Raw genomic sequence first — 16,309 nt, forward strand, 5'->3', positions numbered from 1 at the left:
GGTCGTTTTTGTTGTCACCGAAAAGGTTTGACCCTTCAGGTTTTGAAGGTGGTGTTGGCCGGCCGCGGGTGCTGCTGCGGGTCGATCGAGGGCGGCGGAATGAACCACGGCTTGTTGTCGACACCGATCCGAATCTCCCACTTCCCGACGAACCCGGATTTGCGGTGCATCAACCGATGATGCGAACGGCACAGCAGGACCAGGTTGCTCATCACAGTCGGGCCACCGTTCGCCCAGTGCCGGATATGGTGCGCATCAGTCCACGCCGGTACACACGTGCAGCCGGGGAACGCGCAGCCTTTGTCTCGGGCGATCAACGCCACTCGCTGCTCCGCGGTGACCACCCGTTTCCCGGGTTTCGCATCCAACGGCGCGCCGTGATCGTCGAGCAGGACGGTGGAGAGGAAACAATCACACCCGAGAAGCCTGGTCTGCGACACCGACAGCGGCCCCAGCCACGGCATGTGCCCGACATCGAGATCAGACGGAGACTCTTCACCATCGGAGGGTGCGGCGGCGCAGTCCCGATGCTCCGCCAAATCACGAGCATTGATGTGCACGTTCACATGCGGACGTTGACCACCGTCTGTGCCTGTTTTGGCGCAGTCCAGGTAACGGCGGATCAGTTCGGTGAACCCGTCCGCCGTCCGTTTCGCCGCCGACCGAGCATCGGGCGTCCCATCCGGTGCTGGGGTCGGCATCGTCAAATTCGACAACGCCGACAACAACATTTCACCGGTCAGGGCGTCGAAATCCCCACGCACCACCACCCGGCCATTGAGCGTCGACGCGATCCGCAACTCATTGAGATCCACATCCTCGGCGGGCGGAATCTCATCCGATTCGAACAACCGCTCCAACGTCGCGATCACGTTCCGCACTTTCGTCGTCGTCGCCTCCACCCCCGACGCAGCCGCCAACAACAGATCGATGCACTTCGGTAGCGCCTCCTCCGGCATGCCCTTCGGTGGTGATTCACAGAACGCCACGATCAACACGGCATGATCGAACGAACAATCCCCGCAATCGAACCGAGCAGCCACCGCCGGAAACGGCCGCAAAGCTGCACCCAACGCGGCGATCTTCTTCCCGTCCCGAACCTGCAACATCGTGTTAGCCGCCAACCACGCACCCACCCCGCGACTGGCGATCACCTGATCATCCGGGCGCATCGAGAGTTCGTCGACCACTGCCACCCGCACAGCCTCGAGACGAAGAATCTCCGCGCTCGCCGACACCGCAGCCGCACGTAACTCAGCAGCAGACAACTGCCACAGACGTCCGCGTAACCCCACCGCAGAACCAGACACCACGTCCGACAACAAGACACTCATTGAATCCCCCGATCCCCTGCATACAGGGTACTCGAACACCTGTTCGAGTCAAGGGCAATTTTCAGACCGGCGAATTGACCCGCGGCAGAGCAGTCGACGCCAATCCGATACCGAGCGCAATTGCTGCGATGATCGCGAGCACACGGCGCTGCGCTTCGAGAAATGCTTCGCCGGCCGCCGCGCGAGTCGATGCGTACGCGGCATCAACTGCCACCTGAACGGATTGACCCCCGGCACCGGCGGAGCCGTCCCGGCGACATTCCGGCGCCACCTCCATCGGTGTTCCGGATGCCAATTGGCTTGTCGCGCAATCGACAAAGGACTTTTCGGCGATGTCGATCAGGCCGGGACCAACGCCGGCAGCTTCAAGGTTCGCAACGTACTCGGGCCGCTCCCCCTGCACTGCTTGCGGAGCTTGCCCCGCGACGAGCGAGAAGAACACCACTCCGATCAAGGCCAGTCCGATGGAGCTGCCAACCTGCTGAACGGTAGGAAGCAGTCCCGACACCGAACCCGCGTGCGCGGGTTCGACCGTCGCAAGGATCGCGGTTTGCAGTGGTGCCACGAACAGTCCGAGACCTGCGCCCCCGAGAAGCAGCGGACCGGCGAGCGCGAGCCAGCGTGGATCGGTTCCTTCGCGTTCGAGGATGATCGACAGCGCGATCAGCGAGCCGGCAAAGACGACCATCCCCAGGATCAGAACACGGTTTCCGAGCATCCGGTACACCGCCGATGAGAGAACCGCCGCCACGCCCATTCCGACGGCCCACGGCAGCGTCATGACGCCCGCTCGCAATGCGGAGAACCCGAAGCCGAACTGAAGGGTGAGACTGATGGTGAAGATCAAGGAAGTCAGAGTTCCGAAGAAAACGAACGCAAGAACCGCGCCGATTGTGAAGGCTCGGTCGCGGAAAAGCTCGAGACGAAGGACCGGATCGCCGCCTCGTTTCGCCAAACGCGATTCGTAGAGCACAAACGCCACTGCCACCGGCGCCGACATCGCGAGCATTACGACAAGACCTGTGGGCCATCCGCGCGCCCTTCCCTCGGCCAGGGGAAGGATCAGCAGGAACAGCGCCAGTGATGACAGTGCGGCGCCGATGAGGTCCAGTGAGCGCACATGCTCAGCGCGAGCATCGACGAGATGGAAATATCCGAGAATCAAGGCGGCGATGCCGATCGGGATGTTGACGAAGAAGATCAGGCGCCAGCCCCAGTCGAACAGATTCCACTCGATCAGCAGCCCGCCGATCAGAGGCCCGCTGACCGTTGCGAGCCCGATGGTCGCACCGTAGATCCCGAAGACTCGCGGATGCCTGGCCTTCGGAAACAGACCCGAGATGATGGCGAACGTCTGGGCGGACATCGAACCGGCCGCCAATCCTTGCAGACCCCGGAAGACGATCAACATCGTCGCGCTCTGCGCGAGCCCGCACAGCAACGAGGCAACCACGAATACGGACAAGGCGGTCAGAAAAACAACTCTACGGCCGAACAGGTCCCCCAGCCGCGCTGCAGTGATCAACGAACACGCGAAAGCCAGGATGTACACGCTGACCATGAGCAACTGCGCCGATACGCCTGCTTGAAGATCGACGGCGATACTCGGAAGCGCGACGTTGACGATGGTCGCGTCGAGCAATTGCATGAATGCCGCCGCCAGACTCGTCGCCAACCCGAGCCAGGGCGTCAGAGAACCAGCTCGCCGCCCGCCCTTGTGGTCGGCGCCGACAGCGTCACCTAAAGGGTCCGGAAGCACCGAATGATCCTAATCGAACACAACGCTTCTAGAACCTGTTCTTGTTTAGATTGTAGTATTTCGGACAATTCAGTCCCCCAGATGGGATAGTTCGTCGTCTGCCCATTTTCAGAGCAGGCTTCTCGACGACACACGCAGGAGTTCTACTCGATGGATCTGAACTTGATCACCCATTGGCACCCGCTTCCTGGGCGGGTAATCGAATGGGGCGTCACGCATGCTTCCGCTCAACGAGCCGCCGAAGCCGAGATCGACCGAGAACTACCCCCGACCACGATGCAGGATCGCCACCTGCGACGCGCCCGCGTCACCGCGGAGAAGGGCGATCCGCAGTCTCCGTGGATCGGTATCGCCTTCGATTTTGCAGGAACACTGGACCGCGACGCCATGACGCGAGCCCTTCAGCGCTACATCCGTCGCCACGACACGCTGCACAGCTGGTTCTCGTTCGACGAAGCAACCACCGACGCTGCGGACACCTCGTTCGAGGTCCGTCGACACGTGGTGCCGGTCGAAAGCATCGAACTCGAGTACCGCGTCGGCGACGACGTCTCCGAATCCGAGGCGATCCGCGCGCTCGTCGCGACCAAGTTCGCCACCGAAACCAGCGCGCTGCAGTGGCCGGCCTTCGTGTTCGGTGCCGTCGAGCACCACCATGCCGACCTCGAAGCCGATCCGAGCTTCACCCTGTTCCATGCAGTCGACCACGCCCATTCGGACATGAACTCGATGGTGCTGATGTACGCAGAATTGCGTCAGCTCTACGCCGCGGAAACGACCGGATCGCATCCCGAGCTCGGGCCGGCCGGAAGTTACGCACAGTTCGGTCGCGTCGAGCGCGCACGAACAACCGAACTGACGATGCAGTCACCCGAAGTGCACCAGTGGCTCGGTTACCTCATGCGCAGCGGCGGCTCGTTCCCCGGATTTCCGCTCCCGCTCGGGGCCGAAGACGCGCCCAAACCGGCTATCGGTTCACGCTTCGACCTGGCCGACGACATCGAGTGCGAGAAGTTCGGTGCGGTTTGTAAAGCCAACGGCGCCAACTTCATCGGCGGAATGTTCACCGCGCTCGCGATTGCGGAATTCGAACTCGCCGGACGCGACAAGTACATCGCCCTCTCGCCGGTCAGCACACGAACCGAGGCCGACTCGTTTGCGCAGGGCTGGTACATCAACCTGATCCCGGTCGGCATCGACGTCGACGACAAGCGACGCTTCACCGAGTTGGCAAAGCTCGGGCAGCAGGGGTACCACGACGGCAAGGCACTCCTCGATGTCTCTGTGCAGCAGGTCATCGATCTGGTTCTGTCGAGCTTGGCCGAGTCGGATTCCGCACCCGGCGGACTGTCGAGGACGCTCACCCCGCCGCCGATCGTCTCGTACATCGACGGCCGCCGCATGCCGGATCCGTACAGTTATGCCGAGACGAAGGCAACGGGAATCGTCGGCGGCAAAGAGACTCAGATCGCGTCGATGTGGATCAACCGGATGCACACCGGAACCTGGATCGCCGTGTCTCACCCCGACACCCCCATTGCCCACGAATCGGCCACCCGCTTCGCCGAGCACGTCTCCAAGATCATCAAAACTGTTGCAGCTCAAGGCGACTACTCGTTCGCGGCACCAGAGGGAGCGGCCTGATGCATGTCACCTCGATCGATCGATACGGACTCGAGCCCGGAATCGTCACCGAATGGTCGCTCCAGCCCGCGGACGGCGCCGTCACCGAGTCGGAAGTACCACCGTCGTACAACCAGCATTTTCACCTCGAGACTGCGCGAACACACGGCATGGGCCGGAGTGTGTGGATGGCAGCCGCATTCGACCTTCCCGGAGAACTGAATCGGCCTGCACTCGATCTCGCGCTGCGCCTGTTCATCAGTCGCCATGACACTCTGCACACAGGATTCGAGGTGGGCGAGTTCACCACCACCCGAATGGGACTCGATCCCGACGGCACACACATCGAGACTTCGGAACCTCTGAAATTCGATTCGACCGAAGACCTCCGAGCGCATCTCAAGAAGCGATTCACGACGGTATGCGATCCACTGACCTTCCCTGCATACACGTTTGCCACGGTCGAACGCGAAGAGCACTACACGGTCCTGAGCGCGTTCGATCACACACTCGTCGACGGCTACTCGTTGGTCATCGCTCTCGGGGAACTGCGACAGATCTACGAGGGACTGATCGCCCTACCCGATCTGACCGACCACGAGGCCGTCGACGCAGTGATGAGCCGACTGGGTGACCCGGGAAGTTTCGTGCGGTACTGCGAACTGGAGGCAGACGCTCTGCTTCCAGTCGACAACGACCCTCGAATCCGCGAGTGGGCAAGGTTCTACGAGATCTGCGGTGGCACATCACCGAGTTTCCCCTTGGATCTCGGCGTCGAGGGCGGAAAGCCCGCGCCGCAGGGCGCCGATGTGCGCGTGCTGCTCGACGAGGAGCTGACGGCGACGTTCGACGAGATCTGCCTATCCGCCGGCGGTAGCGTGTTCACCGGAATCCTCACTGCGATGGGACTTTCCGTCCACTCGTACACCGGGCAGTCGACGCTTCCGCTGCAATTTCCGCTTCACATCCGCAAAGATCCACGTTGGGCCGACGCGATCGGCTGGCTCACCACGAGCGCGCCGATCACGGTCCAGATCACTCCCGATGCGGATTTCGGTGCATCCCTTGCACATACGCACGCGTCGTTCCGAGTTGCGTTGACGCTCGAGGGCGTCACCATGGCCCAGGTTCGAGATGCTTTGGGCGACAAGATTCGACGCACGCGCACCGACGTCTTCATGGTGTCGTACATCGATTACCGCAAACTACCCGGCACAGACGATCATGATCTCCTCAACGCCCATCACATCAGCAATGTGACGGTCGCCGACGATGCCCAGTTCTGGATTTCGCGAACGAACCGTGGTCTCTCGCTGCGTTCACGCTTTCCCGACACCCAGACGGCAAACGAGACCATGGTGAATTTCCTCACCGAACTCGACCGGATTCTGAGGGAAGTCTGCGCCCGGGGCGTGACGCCGATCGGAAGTGTCACCGAACAATTGAGAGATTCGAGCGTCGGAGCAGGAACACCGAGGATTTAGGGTCGGTAACGGGCACGAGCAGGCAGAACCTGCTTCCGGGCGTCTCACCTTGCGCACAGCGCATAGAATCGATCAAGTCCGTGTTCGAACCGAACGATTCGTCTTCAGGAGTACGCCCGTGCCCGTTGCCCCCGATCCCTCAACCGCGTTTGCCGAGTTCGCGCATCCCGACCGGTTGGTCTCGACGGAATGGCTCTCGGCGAATCTCGGTGCGCCGGGCCTCAAGGTTGTCGAATCCGACGAAGACGTGTTGTTGTACGACGTCGGCCACATCCCCGGAGCCGTGAAGATCGACTGGCATCTCGACCTCAACGATCCGGTCACCCGCGACTACATCGACGGTGCGAAGTTCGCAGAGTTGATGAACCGCAAGGGCATCGGCCGCGACGACACCGTGGTCATCTACGGCGACAAGAGCAACTGGTGGGCGGCCTACGCACTGTGGGTCTTCACTCTGTTCGGCCACGAGGACGTCCGTCTTCTCGACGGTGGCCGCGATGCGTGGATCGCCGAGAACCGCGACACCGCTTTCGACGTTCCCGACATCACGTCAACGGATTACCCGGTCGTCGAGCGCAACGACGCTCCCATCCGCGCATTCAAGGACGACGTTCTCGCGCACTTGGGCGACGGGCCGCTCATCGACGTGCGATCTCCGCAGGAGTACACCGGCGAGCGCACCCACATGCCCGACTACCCCGAAGAGGGTGCGTTGCGTGGTGGCCACATTCCCAGCGCGCTCAGCATCCCGTGGGCGAAGGCAGCGGCACCGGACAGCCGCTTCCGCACCCGTACCGAACTCGGCGAGATCTACGGCGACCTGTCGGCCGACGACAACATCGTCGCGTACTGCCGCATCGGTGAGCGTTCCAGTCACACCTGGTTCGTGTTGACTCATCTTCTCGGCTACCCGAACGTTCGTAACTACGACGGTTCATGGACCGAGTGGGGCAATGCCGTGCGCGTCCCGATCGTCCAGGGCGAAGAGCCCGGAGCCGTTCCTTCCTCCGTATCGGCGTCATGAGCGCTCTTCCTTCGGCTCTGGCCGAGATCGTCGACGACTTCGCGGCCGTCGGCGGCTCGGACAAGCTCACCCTTCTTCTCGAGTTCAGCCGAGAGCTGCCGCCGTTGCCGGCGGAGCTCGAGCAGAGCGCGATGGAGCCGGTCCCCGAATGTCAGTCGCCGCTCTTCCTCTCGGTCGACGATTCGGATCGCGACAACGTCCGTCTGTACTTCAGCGCTCCCCCCGAGGCTCCCACGACGCGTGGTTTCGCATCGATCCTCGCGCAGGGGCTCGACGGCCACAGCGCCGACGAGATCCTCGGTGTACCCGACGACTTCTATTCGGCGCTCGGTCTCGCAGAAGCCGTGAGCCCGCTCCGTCTGCGCGGAATGTCGGCCATGCTCGCGCGCATCAAGCGGCACTTGCGGGGCTGAAAACATGGAGTTCACCGAACTGGCCGACTATGCGATTCCGGCCGGCGCACTCGTCGAATGGTTGCCGTGCGCAACCGGGCCCTGGGTTCCGGATCCGCGGCCCGTCTCCTACATTCACGAGGCACATCTCAACCGTTCCGCTGCAGGCGCAGGCGACAAGTCTTGGCTGGGAACAGCTTTCGAGATTTCCGGCCCGCTCGACGTCGATGCGTTCCGAGTCGCTCTCGGCCGGTGGATCGACCGTCACGAAGTTCTGCGCTCGCATACCGTCCTCGAGCCCTCGAGCGGCGAGATCACCCGGCACACGGTCCCGCTCGGCGGAATCGACATCGGGGTCGTCAGCCACGGCTACGACGCGTCCAGCCAGGACAACTTCGACCACCTTCACCGCCTGTTCGACGATTACGCGTCCCCGCACAGTTGGCCGTCGTACGTCTTCGCGACGTTGACGCCCCGCGGTGGCGACGGTCCGTTCACCGTGTTCTTCGCGGCGGACCACTCGATCATCGACGGGTTCTCGATCGTGCTGGTCGCTCACGAGATCGCTGCTCTGTACCGCGAGGCCTCGACCGGTAGTGCTGCAAATCTGTTTCCGGTGGGCAGCTACGTCGATTTCGGTGCCGTCGAACGCGAGCAGATGGCCGACATGGAAGCCGAGAAGGCTGCGGTCGAGATCTGGCGAAAGGCTCTCGGCACGGATGGTCTACCCCAGTTCCCGCTACCGATCGGTGACCGTGGAACCGATTCTCAGAACGGCCTGTCGACCTGGCTGCTCGACGCCGACCAGTCCAAGGCCTTCAGTTCGACGTGTGCAGCCACCGGCGTGGGGTACTTCGCCGGACTTCTCGGCGGACTTGCCGCTGTAGGTCGCGAAGTCGCGGGATCCGATCGATTCGAGGTCGTGACGCCGGTTCACACCCGCAGCGCTCAGGAGTGGGCGGGCGCGCTCGGCTGGTTCGTCGGACTGTGCCCGGTCGAGTTCGCCGTTGGATCAGACTGTTCGTTCGGCGACCTCGCGACACGCGCCGCCGAATCCATCGCTTCGGTCAAGCCTGCCGCAGCTGTCCCGTTCGATCGGATCGGTGAGCACCTCGAAACCCCGATCCGACCGCGATTCGTCGTGTCCTACATGGACGTTCGCTTCGTGCCCGAAGCCGCACAGTGGCCCGAATGGAACGCCAGAGCACTTCGAAGCAAGGCATATACGCACGACGTCTACATCTGGATCAACCGCACACCCCAGGGACTCAACCTCGCGGTCAGGTACCCAGGCAACGAGACGGCGAACGCCGCGGTTCACGCCTACGTGGCCGCACTGCGCCGGACCATCGAAGAAATCGTCACCGAACCGGACGCCGCCACCTCCGACAGCTACTCATCGGTAGTTTTCGAAACCGTTTCCTAAGCCGGAGTGGGCTTTAGCGATCCGGTTACAACCAGCGCCGAAGCGATGCATACACTCCGAAGTGATGCCAATCCCCCGATGGTGAAATCCCAGAGGAATACACCGCGGAGACAGACTATGCGAACCACAGGAGGCTCAGTGCCCAGTCATGCCAGCGCGCACATTACGAAGGTGCTTGTCGCGAACCGCGGTGAAATCGCGGTACGGGTCATCCGGGCGGCCAAGGATGCCGGCTACGGCAGCGTTGCCGTTTACGCCGAGCCCGATGCAGACGCGCAGTTCGTGAAGCTCGCAGACGAGGCATTTGCCCTCGGTGGACAGACGTCCGCCGAGTCCTACCTCGTGTTCGACAAGATCCTCGACGCAGCCAAGAAGTCCGGCGCCGACGCCATCCACCCCGGCTACGGTTTCCTCTCCGAGAACGCCGACTTCGCCCAGGCAGTCATCGACGCGAACCTCATCTGGATCGGTCCGTCGCCGCAGTCCATCCGCGACCTCGGCGACAAGGTCACGGCGCGCCACATCGCAGAACGCGCGAAGGCACCGATGGCAGCCGGCACCAAGGATCCCGTCAAGGGCGCCGACGAGGTCGTCGCATTCGCCAAGGAATACGGCGTCCCGGTTGCGATCAAGGCTGCCTTCGGTGGCGGTGGACGCGGCATGAAGGTCGCCCAGACCATCGAGGAAATCCCCGAGCTGTTCGAGTCGGCCACCCGTGAGGCCATCGCAGCCTTCGGTCGCGGCGAGTGCTTCGTCGAGCAGTACCTGGACAAGGCCCGCCACGTCGAGGCTCAGGTCATCGCCGACCAGCACGGCAACGTCGTCGTCGCCGGTACCCGCGACTGCTCGCTGCAGCGTCGCTTCCAGAAACTCGTCGAAGAGGCTCCCGCTCCCTTCCTGACGGACGACCAGCGCGCACGCATCCACGCATCCGCCAAGGCCATCTGCAAGGAAGCCGGCTACTACGGCGCCGGAACGGTCGAGTACCTGGTTCAGGGCGACACCATCTCCTTCCTCGAGGTCAACACCCGCCTGCAGGTCGAGCACCCCGTCACGGAAGAGACCGCGGGCATCGACCTCGTGCGTCAGCAGTTCCTCATCGCCAACGGCGAAGAACTCTCCATCAAGGAAGATCCCACCCCGCGTGGACACTCCTTCGAGTTCCGCATCAACGGCGAAGACGCCGGCCGCGGCTTCATGCCTGCCCCCGGCCCGGTCTCCGTCTACCGTGAGCCCACGGGCCCCGGCGTTCGCGTCGATTCCGGTGTTGTTGCCGGCGACGTCATCGGCGGACAGTTCGACTCCATGCTCGCCAAGCTCATCGTCACCGGCGCCACCCGCGAAGAAGCCCTCCAGCGGGCATCGCGCGCTCTGGCCGAGTTCGAGATCGACGGCCTCGCGACCGTTCTCCCGTTCCACCGCCACATCGTCGAGAACCCGGCGTTCATCGGTGACGGCGAGAAGTTCGACATCTACACCAAGTGGATCGAAACCGACTGGGTCAACCCCATCGAGCCGTACGCAGGCGCCGGTGCTCCCGTCGACGACGAGGACGAGGACGAGGCTCTGCCGCGTCAGAACGTCGTCGTCGAGGTCGGTGGACGTCGCGTCGAGGTTTCCCTCCCGGGCCAGTTCTCGCTCGGCAACGGCGGCGGCGCTGCCTCCGGTGCGATCCGCAAGAAGCCGAAGGCGCGCAAGCGCGGCGGCGCCGGCGGAGGTGCAGCATCGGGTGACGCTGTCACGGCTCCGATGCAGGGCACCGTCGTCAAGGTTGCAGTGACCGAAGGCCAGGAAGTCGCAGAAGGCGATCTGATCGCCGTTCTCGAAGCCATGAAGATGGAAAACCCCGTCAACGCGCACAAGGCCGGTGTCGTCACCGGACTGTCCGTCGAGCCGGGTGCAGCAATCACGCAGGGAACGGTTCTCGCAGAACTGAAGTAGGGCCTCCGGCCCCGTGCGCCTTTCCGGTAGTCCCCACTACCGGAAAGGCGCACAGTCGTTTGAGTAGGCTGTAACGATGGCTGACGTCCCCGACATTCGCATCGGCACTGCAGAACGCGAGCAGGCACTCGATCTCCTGAGCGAGCACTTCGCCGCAGGCCGCCTCACCGTCACCGAGTTCGACGAGAGAAGCGGAATCGTCAGTGCCGCAACAACTCGCAGTGAACTCGTTCCGGTGTTCGCCGATCTTCCGGGCAACTACCAAGCCCCCGGCACCGCTCCCCTGTCGATGGTGACGCCTCCCGACGCGCCGGCGGAGCGAGGCTTCAACCCCGACTGGTCCGGTCGCGTCATGGCCGTCGTCCCGATTCTCGCGGTGATCCTGTTCTTCGTCACCGGTACCTGGTTGTGGTTCCTCGCGATTCCCCTGGCCGGTGCACTGCTGTTCGGTACCGACCGGGAACGCAAAGCCAAGCGCCGCCGCGAGCGGGACTCCGACTGATGGAGCCGATCGAGATCAACGCAGGCGGCTGGTATCTACGCGCACTACGCGCAGACGAGCGTGTGGACGACCGCCCCGCCCTTGCCGATGGTGGTATCACCGACCCCGATTACGTGAGTCAGCGAAGCGCTCAGTGGCACGAAAACAGCGTCTACTCCTGGGCAGTGTGCCAACCCAACACCGGTGAGCTTCTCGCCGAGGTCGTTCTGACGCCTCTCGACTCCACCGCCCTGCTCACCGGCTGGGCCCGCGACGGGCACACCGAGGCGCTCACGACGGCCGCCGACGCCGTCACCAGATTCGCCGAAGGTGCACTCGGACTCGTCGTCGTCGAGGGGCAGACGAATTGAAGAACAACCGATACTGGCCGTTGGCGATCGCCGTGGTCATTGCCCTGATCATGCTCTTCTCCCCGGGTTCCACCGTGCCCTCGAGCCCGGAGAACACCGACAAGATCACTCACACGCTGATGTTCGCGGTATTGGCGATCACCTCGTTGCACGCGCGGATCCCGGTGTGGCTCACGGCTGTTTGGTTGTTGATCTTTGCCGCGACGTCCGAGGTTCTTCAAGCAGCGCTGCCCATTTCGCGTTCCGGTTCGATCTGGGACGGCAGCGCCGACCTGCTCGGCATCGCCATCGGGATCGGTATCGTCAGCCTCGTGACGAGGCGACGAACTTCCCGCCGAGACGAGCCGAGCAGGTCCTGATCAGCTGAGCAGGTTGCTCCGCAATTGGTCCTGGGTCGACGCGTCGATCTTCAAGCCGTCGGTGAAGTAGGCCTCGATGGATCCGTGTACCTGCGCGAGCTCTGCCATCGACGCCTCCAGGTACTCGCGCCTGACACCGAGGACACCCTCGAGCAGGGTCGGGTCGATCCCCTTGGCCTCGAATCGCTCGAGGAGCGGCGCGAACATCGGCAACAAAATCTTGTTGGTTTCGAGGTAGTCCGCGAAGACCGCGTCCTCGGAGGCACCCAGGAACAGCAGTAACGCGGCCGCTGCCCAACCCGTGCGATCCTTGCCCGTGGTGCAGTGAATGAGTGCCGGCGAGCTGGGCGGCTGCGCCAAGTCGACGAACAGTTGCCGGTACGACGCGACCGCACTCGGCAAGGTCACGAAATCGCGGTAACTTCCCTGAAAGTACTCGAGCGCCTGGCCGCTGCCCAACGCTTCGGCAGCAAACGCCGGGTCGGCGATCATCTGCTGCATCTGAGCCGGAATGGCGCGATACTGCTTGTCCGCCAATACGTCCAGGCCGATTTCTCGGATACCGTCCGGCGTCAGATCCGGTGCCGTCTCGCGTTCGGATTCGGTGCGCAGATCGTAGATCGTGACGATGCCCAGATCGGCGAGGGTCTGTGCGCCGTCCGCACTGAGCGATGCCAGATCGGTGGAACGAAACACGCTCCCGGTGCGGACGGTGCCACCGAAGCTCGATTCGGGGCCACCGATGTCTCGGAGGTTCGCCAGGGACGGTACGACGGAAGACAGCTTCGGAGTATCGGTCATACCTGAGAATGTATCGGTCGCCGAGAAACCGTGATCGGGGAAGAGCAGCCGGAGAAATAAGATCGAGACACATCATCTCCCGTAATTGCTGCGCTACAGATCCGTAACATGCTCAAGTAATCCTGTGGACATGCCTACAACGAATTCCAGTGGTCTCGGAGCCTTCGATGCGCTCGGTGACCACCAGGCAGTCGCGGCGCTGCTCGAGTGTTGCCATTCCGCCGTGTGGGCACAGGAAATCGCCTCGTCTCGCCCGTTCGCCGATCTGGAAGCTCTGTTCGACAAAGCAGATGCGGTGCTGGCCGAGCTTCCCGAGTCCGAGATCGACGACGCTCTCTCCGGCCACCCACGAATCGGTGAGCGAAGCGAGAGCGCGTCCTCTACCCGTGAACAGTCGGGAGTCTCGTCGGCGACAGAAGACGTACTCGCGGAACTTCGACGGAAGAACGCCGAGTACGAAGAGACATTCGGCCATGTTTACCTGGTCTGCGCGTCGGGGAAATCTGGAACGGAGCTCCTCGACATCCTTCGAGGTCGTCTCCGAAACGACCCGGCGACCGAGCGTTCCGTGCTTCGAACCGAATTGGCCGCCATCAATCGGATCAGACTCGCCCGTCTGATCGATGCACTCGCCGGAGGCACAGCATGAGCAAGACCCTCAGCACGCACGTTCTCGACGCGACGACGGGCAACCCCGCGGCGGGGATTCGCGTCGAACTTCGTGATCGAGACGGCGCCTCCGTCACCACTGCGGAGACCGACTCCGACGGCCGCATCCCCGAACTTGCTCCCGGTGGCCTGACCGCCGGTCACTACACCCTGACTTTCGACACCGGAACGTATTTCGAGACCAACGGACAAGAAAACTTCTACCCGGAAGTGACAGTGACCTTCCGGGTGGACGACACGGCACGGGGCTATCACGTCCCACTGTTGCTGTCTCCCTTTGCCTATTCCACCTATCGCGGGAGCTGAACACGTGACTACCGAAAACATCACGACCGGCAACATCACAACCGGCAGTACGAACACCGAACGGTTGAGCGGATCGATCGAACTATCGGGTCACCAGTACGGCAAAGCGGAAAATCGAGTAGTCCGAATCTATCGAGACACCCCCCGTCACGAAATTCACGACATCAACGTCTCCACCTGCCTGCGTGGAGATTTCGCCGACGCGTACCTCACCGGTGATCAATCGAAGGTTCTGCCGACCGACACGCAGAAACAAACGGCCTACTCCTACGCCAAGGAAAAGGGTCTGATCTCGATCGAGACGTACGGACTCGAACTCGCCCGTCATTTCGTCGACGACATCGAACCGGTCAGTGGCGCGCGGATCGAGATCGAGGAATACGCCTGGGAGCGTGCGATTGTCGACGGCAGCGAGCACGACTACACCTGGATTCGGAAGGGTCAGGAAGTTCGGACGGCGTCGATCACCATCGCCGATACCGGGACATGGGTGATCGGCGGCCTGAAGGACCTCGTGATCCTCAAATCGACCGGTAGTGAGTTCTCGGGTTTTCTCGAAGATCCGTACACCGTTCTCGAGCCGACCGACGACCGCGTCATGGCGACGACGTTGGTCGCCCAGTGGCGATTCGTCACCACCGACGTCGACTGGGAATCGGTCTACGCGGGCATCAAGGCACAGATCGTCAAGCAGTTCGCACAGGTACATTCACTTGCCCTGCAGCAGACGCTCTTCCACATCGGCAAGGCAATCCTCGAGGAATTCCCGATCATCGCGGAGGTTCGACTGTCCGCACCCAACAAGCATCATTTCGAATATGCACTCGGCCGCTTCGGAGTGGAGAACGACAACGAGGTGTTCCACGCTGCGGATCGTCCGTACGGCCTGATCCAAGCTGCGGTCAGCCGATCCGACGCACCAGACGCGGGACCGTCGTGGACCACCTACGCCGGTTGGTTGTCGTGACCGAATCAGCTCTCGGGGCAACACTCGTCGTGGCGGGCGCTCATGTGGTCACGATGGACGGCGACCGCTCCGAGTACTCCGACGGCTATGTGGCGATCTCGGGCAACAAGATCGAAGACGTCGGCACCGGAACGCCACCCGAATACCCGGGTGCGCAAGTGATCGACGGGAGTGGTTGCCTGATCACGCCGGGTCTGGTCAACACACATCATCATCTCTACCAATGGATCACCCGAGGCCTGGCCGCGGACTCGACGCTTTTCGAGTGGCTGACCACCCTGTACCCCGTCTGGGCGGGTATCGACGCCGACGCCGTCCACGTGGCGGCCACCGGCGGCCTCACGTGGTTGGCGAAAACCGGATGTACGACCACCACCGACCACCACTACGTCGTTCCCCGCGACGCCGGCGACGTTTTCGAGGCCGAGATCACCGCTGCTGCGCAGGTCGGCCTTCGATTCCACCCGTGTCGTGGGTCGATGGATCTCGGCCAGAGTTCCGGCGGCCTGCCACCGGATCACGTCGTGGAAAAACTCGATGACATCCTGACCGGCACGCAGTCGGTGATCGACCGTTGGCACGACCCGAATCCCGGATCGATGCTGCAGATCGCGGTAGCTCCCTGCTCACCCTTCTCGGTGACGGAGGCATTGCTCCGCGAGTCCGCGACGCTGGCCCGCGAAAACGGCGTGCGCATGCACACGCATCTGGCCGAGACACTGGACGAGGAGAGATTCTGCCGCGAGCATTTCGGTTGCACGCCGGTCGAATACATGGAACGAGTCGGCTGGGTGGGCCCGGACGTCTGGTACGCCCACGCAGTCCATCTCGACGACGCCGGTATCGAGACGATGGCGCGAACCGGAACTGCGGCGGCGCACTGCCCGACCTCCAACGCGCGCCTGGGAGCCGGTATCGCCCGTGCCGCCGATCTGGTGAACGGCGGGGTCACCGTGGGGCTCGGCGTGGACGGCGCGGCGAGCAATGAAGCTTGCAGCCTGATCGAGGAGTCTCGTCATGCACTTCTGTTTGCTCGCGCGAAGGGCGGACCGCAGACGATGACGGTGCGAAAAGCCTTGGAATTGGGAACGATCGCCGGCGCACGAGTTCTGGGCCGCGAGGGCGAAATCGGATCGATCGAGGTCGGAAAACTTGCCGACCTGGCGGTGTGGAAACTCGACACCGTCGCGCATGCCGGCATCACCGATCCGGTGGCGGCGCTCGTACTCGGCTCGACTCCCCCGCTGAAGTTACTGCTCGTCAACGGGCGAATCGTAGTTGCCGACGGACGAGTCACCACCGTCGACGAGGACGTCGTGGCCTCGGATGTCGCACGCGCACACCGCGATCTACTCGGAAAGGCTTGAGGTCG

Annotated in this window: 16 protein-coding genes; 13 read left to right on the forward strand and 3 right to left on the reverse strand. The window is 62.9% G+C overall.

Going from position 1 to position 16,309, the window contains the following annotated elements; genetic code table 11:
• Positions 1-35 precede the first annotated feature (35 nt).
• Together P3G66_RS07645 and P3G66_RS07650 are read right to left on the reverse strand one after the other, a co-directional pair.
• Complete coding sequence (locus tag P3G66_RS07645; RefSeq protein WP_276116356.1) at positions 36-1,334, reverse strand: HNH endonuclease signature motif containing protein; 1,299 nt, start codon at positions 1,332-1,334, stop codon at positions 36-38.
• Between the two features lie 61 nt (positions 1,335-1,395).
• The gene (locus tag P3G66_RS07650; RefSeq protein ID WP_276116357.1) at positions 1,396-3,093 is read right to left on the reverse strand and encodes an MFS transporter; all 1,698 of its coding nucleotides are present in this window, start codon (positions 3,091-3,093) and stop codon (positions 1,396-1,398) included.
• Between the two features lie 150 nt (positions 3,094-3,243).
• Between P3G66_RS07650 and P3G66_RS07655 the strand changes: the two genes are divergently transcribed.
• The 9 genes from P3G66_RS07655 (at position 3,244) to P3G66_RS07695 (ending at position 12,194) form a co-directional block, all read left to right on the forward strand.
• Positions 3,244-4,737 (forward strand): condensation domain-containing protein, encoded by a 1,494-nt coding sequence (locus tag P3G66_RS07655; RefSeq protein ID WP_276116358.1) that lies wholly within the window; start codon positions 3,244-3,246, stop codon positions 4,735-4,737.
• Positions 4,737-6,200 (forward strand): condensation domain-containing protein, encoded by a 1,464-nt coding sequence (locus tag P3G66_RS07660; RefSeq protein WP_276116359.1) that lies wholly within the window; start codon positions 4,737-4,739, stop codon positions 6,198-6,200. The genes P3G66_RS07655 and P3G66_RS07660 overlap by 1 nt, the downstream gene beginning before the upstream one ends.
• Before the next feature lie 118 nt (positions 6,201-6,318).
• A complete protein-coding gene (locus P3G66_RS07665; protein ID WP_003940962.1) occupies positions 6,319-7,224 on the forward strand; it encodes a sulfurtransferase in 906 nt (301 codons plus the stop codon).
• Positions 7,221-7,637, forward strand: coding sequence for a SufE family protein (locus tag P3G66_RS07670; RefSeq protein WP_276116360.1), 417 nt, complete (start codon positions 7,221-7,223; stop codon positions 7,635-7,637). Before P3G66_RS07665 ends, P3G66_RS07670 begins: the two co-directional genes overlap by 4 nt.
• Positions 7,638-7,641: 4 nt before the next feature.
• Positions 7,642-9,042, forward strand: a complete 1,401-nt coding sequence (locus tag P3G66_RS07675; protein ID WP_003940858.1) for a condensation domain-containing protein — start codon at positions 7,642-7,644, stop codon at positions 9,040-9,042.
• A 138-nt stretch (positions 9,043-9,180) separates the two neighbouring features.
• Entirely contained in the window at positions 9,181-10,983 is a 1,803-nt protein-coding gene (locus tag P3G66_RS07680; RefSeq protein ID WP_276116361.1) for an acetyl/propionyl/methylcrotonyl-CoA carboxylase subunit alpha, read from the forward strand.
• Positions 10,984-11,059: 76 nt separating this feature from the next.
• Positions 11,060-11,485 (forward strand): DUF1707 domain-containing protein, encoded by a 426-nt coding sequence (locus P3G66_RS07685; RefSeq protein WP_003940708.1) that lies wholly within the window; start codon positions 11,060-11,062, stop codon positions 11,483-11,485.
• Entirely contained in the window at positions 11,485-11,835 is a 351-nt protein-coding gene (locus P3G66_RS07690; protein WP_003940792.1) for a hypothetical protein, read from the forward strand. Before P3G66_RS07685 ends, P3G66_RS07690 begins: the two co-directional genes overlap by 1 nt.
• Entirely contained in the window at positions 11,832-12,194 is a 363-nt protein-coding gene (locus P3G66_RS07695; RefSeq protein WP_042922147.1) for a VanZ family protein, read from the forward strand. The genes P3G66_RS07690 and P3G66_RS07695 overlap by 4 nt, the downstream gene beginning before the upstream one ends.
• On the opposite strand, the gene P3G66_RS07700 is transcribed toward P3G66_RS07695, so the two are convergent.
• The gene (locus P3G66_RS07700; RefSeq protein WP_007727222.1) at positions 12,195-12,995 is read right to left on the reverse strand and encodes a tyrosine-protein phosphatase; all 801 of its coding nucleotides are present in this window, start codon (positions 12,993-12,995) and stop codon (positions 12,195-12,197) included.
• A gap of 130 nt (positions 12,996-13,125) precedes the next feature.
• On the opposite strand from P3G66_RS07700, the gene uraD reads away from it, so the two are divergent.
• From uraD to P3G66_RS07720, 4 genes are all read left to right on the forward strand, one after another.
• Positions 13,126-13,644, forward strand: coding sequence for a 2-oxo-4-hydroxy-4-carboxy-5-ureidoimidazoline decarboxylase (gene uraD / locus P3G66_RS07705; protein WP_042922194.1), 519 nt, complete (start codon positions 13,126-13,128; stop codon positions 13,642-13,644).
• Positions 13,641-13,970, forward strand: a complete 330-nt coding sequence (gene uraH, locus P3G66_RS07710) for a hydroxyisourate hydrolase (RefSeq protein ID WP_007727227.1) — start codon at positions 13,641-13,643, stop codon at positions 13,968-13,970. The genes uraD and uraH overlap by 4 nt, the downstream gene beginning before the upstream one ends.
• Before the next feature lie 64 nt (positions 13,971-14,034).
• A complete protein-coding gene (pucL, locus tag P3G66_RS07715) occupies positions 14,035-14,937 on the forward strand; it encodes a factor-independent urate hydroxylase (protein ID WP_030535035.1) in 903 nt (300 codons plus the stop codon).
• Between the two features lie 53 nt (positions 14,938-14,990).
• Positions 14,991-16,304 (forward strand): 8-oxoguanine deaminase, encoded by a 1,314-nt coding sequence (locus P3G66_RS07720; RefSeq protein ID WP_276116407.1) that lies wholly within the window; start codon positions 14,991-14,993, stop codon positions 16,302-16,304.
• Positions 16,305-16,309 lie beyond the last annotated feature (5 nt).

The organism is Rhodococcus sp. C3V (assembly GCF_029269915.1).
Lineage (GTDB): Bacteria > Actinomycetota > Actinomycetes > Mycobacteriales > Mycobacteriaceae > Rhodococcus_F > Rhodococcus_F qingshengii.

Coding starts and splice junctions, on each gene's coding strand:
- P3G66_RS07645 (WP_276116356.1), bottom strand. CDS start 1,334: ATGAGTGTCTTGTTGTCGGACGTGGTGTCTGGTTCTGCGGTGGGGTTA.
- P3G66_RS07655 (WP_276116358.1), top strand. CDS start 3,244: ATGGATCTGAACTTGATCACCCATTGGCACCCGCTTCCTGGGCGGGTA.
- P3G66_RS07660 (WP_276116359.1), top strand. CDS start 4,737: ATGCATGTCACCTCGATCGATCGATACGGACTCGAGCCCGGAATCGTC.
- P3G66_RS07670 (WP_276116360.1), top strand. CDS start 7,221: ATGAGCGCTCTTCCTTCGGCTCTGGCCGAGATCGTCGACGACTTCGCG.
- P3G66_RS07675 (WP_003940858.1), top strand. CDS start 7,642: ATGGAGTTCACCGAACTGGCCGACTATGCGATTCCGGCCGGCGCACTC.
- P3G66_RS07685 (WP_003940708.1), top strand. CDS start 11,060: ATGGCTGACGTCCCCGACATTCGCATCGGCACTGCAGAACGCGAGCAG.
- P3G66_RS07690 (WP_003940792.1), top strand. CDS start 11,485: ATGGAGCCGATCGAGATCAACGCAGGCGGCTGGTATCTACGCGCACTA.
- P3G66_RS07700 (WP_007727222.1), bottom strand. CDS start 12,995: ATGACCGATACTCCGAAGCTGTCTTCCGTCGTACCGTCCCTGGCGAAC.
- uraD (WP_042922194.1), top strand. CDS start 13,126: ATGCCTACAACGAATTCCAGTGGTCTCGGAGCCTTCGATGCGCTCGGT.
- uraH (WP_007727227.1), top strand. CDS start 13,641: ATGAGCAAGACCCTCAGCACGCACGTTCTCGACGCGACGACGGGCAAC.
- P3G66_RS07720 (WP_276116407.1), top strand. CDS start 14,991: ATGGACGGCGACCGCTCCGAGTACTCCGACGGCTATGTGGCGATCTCG.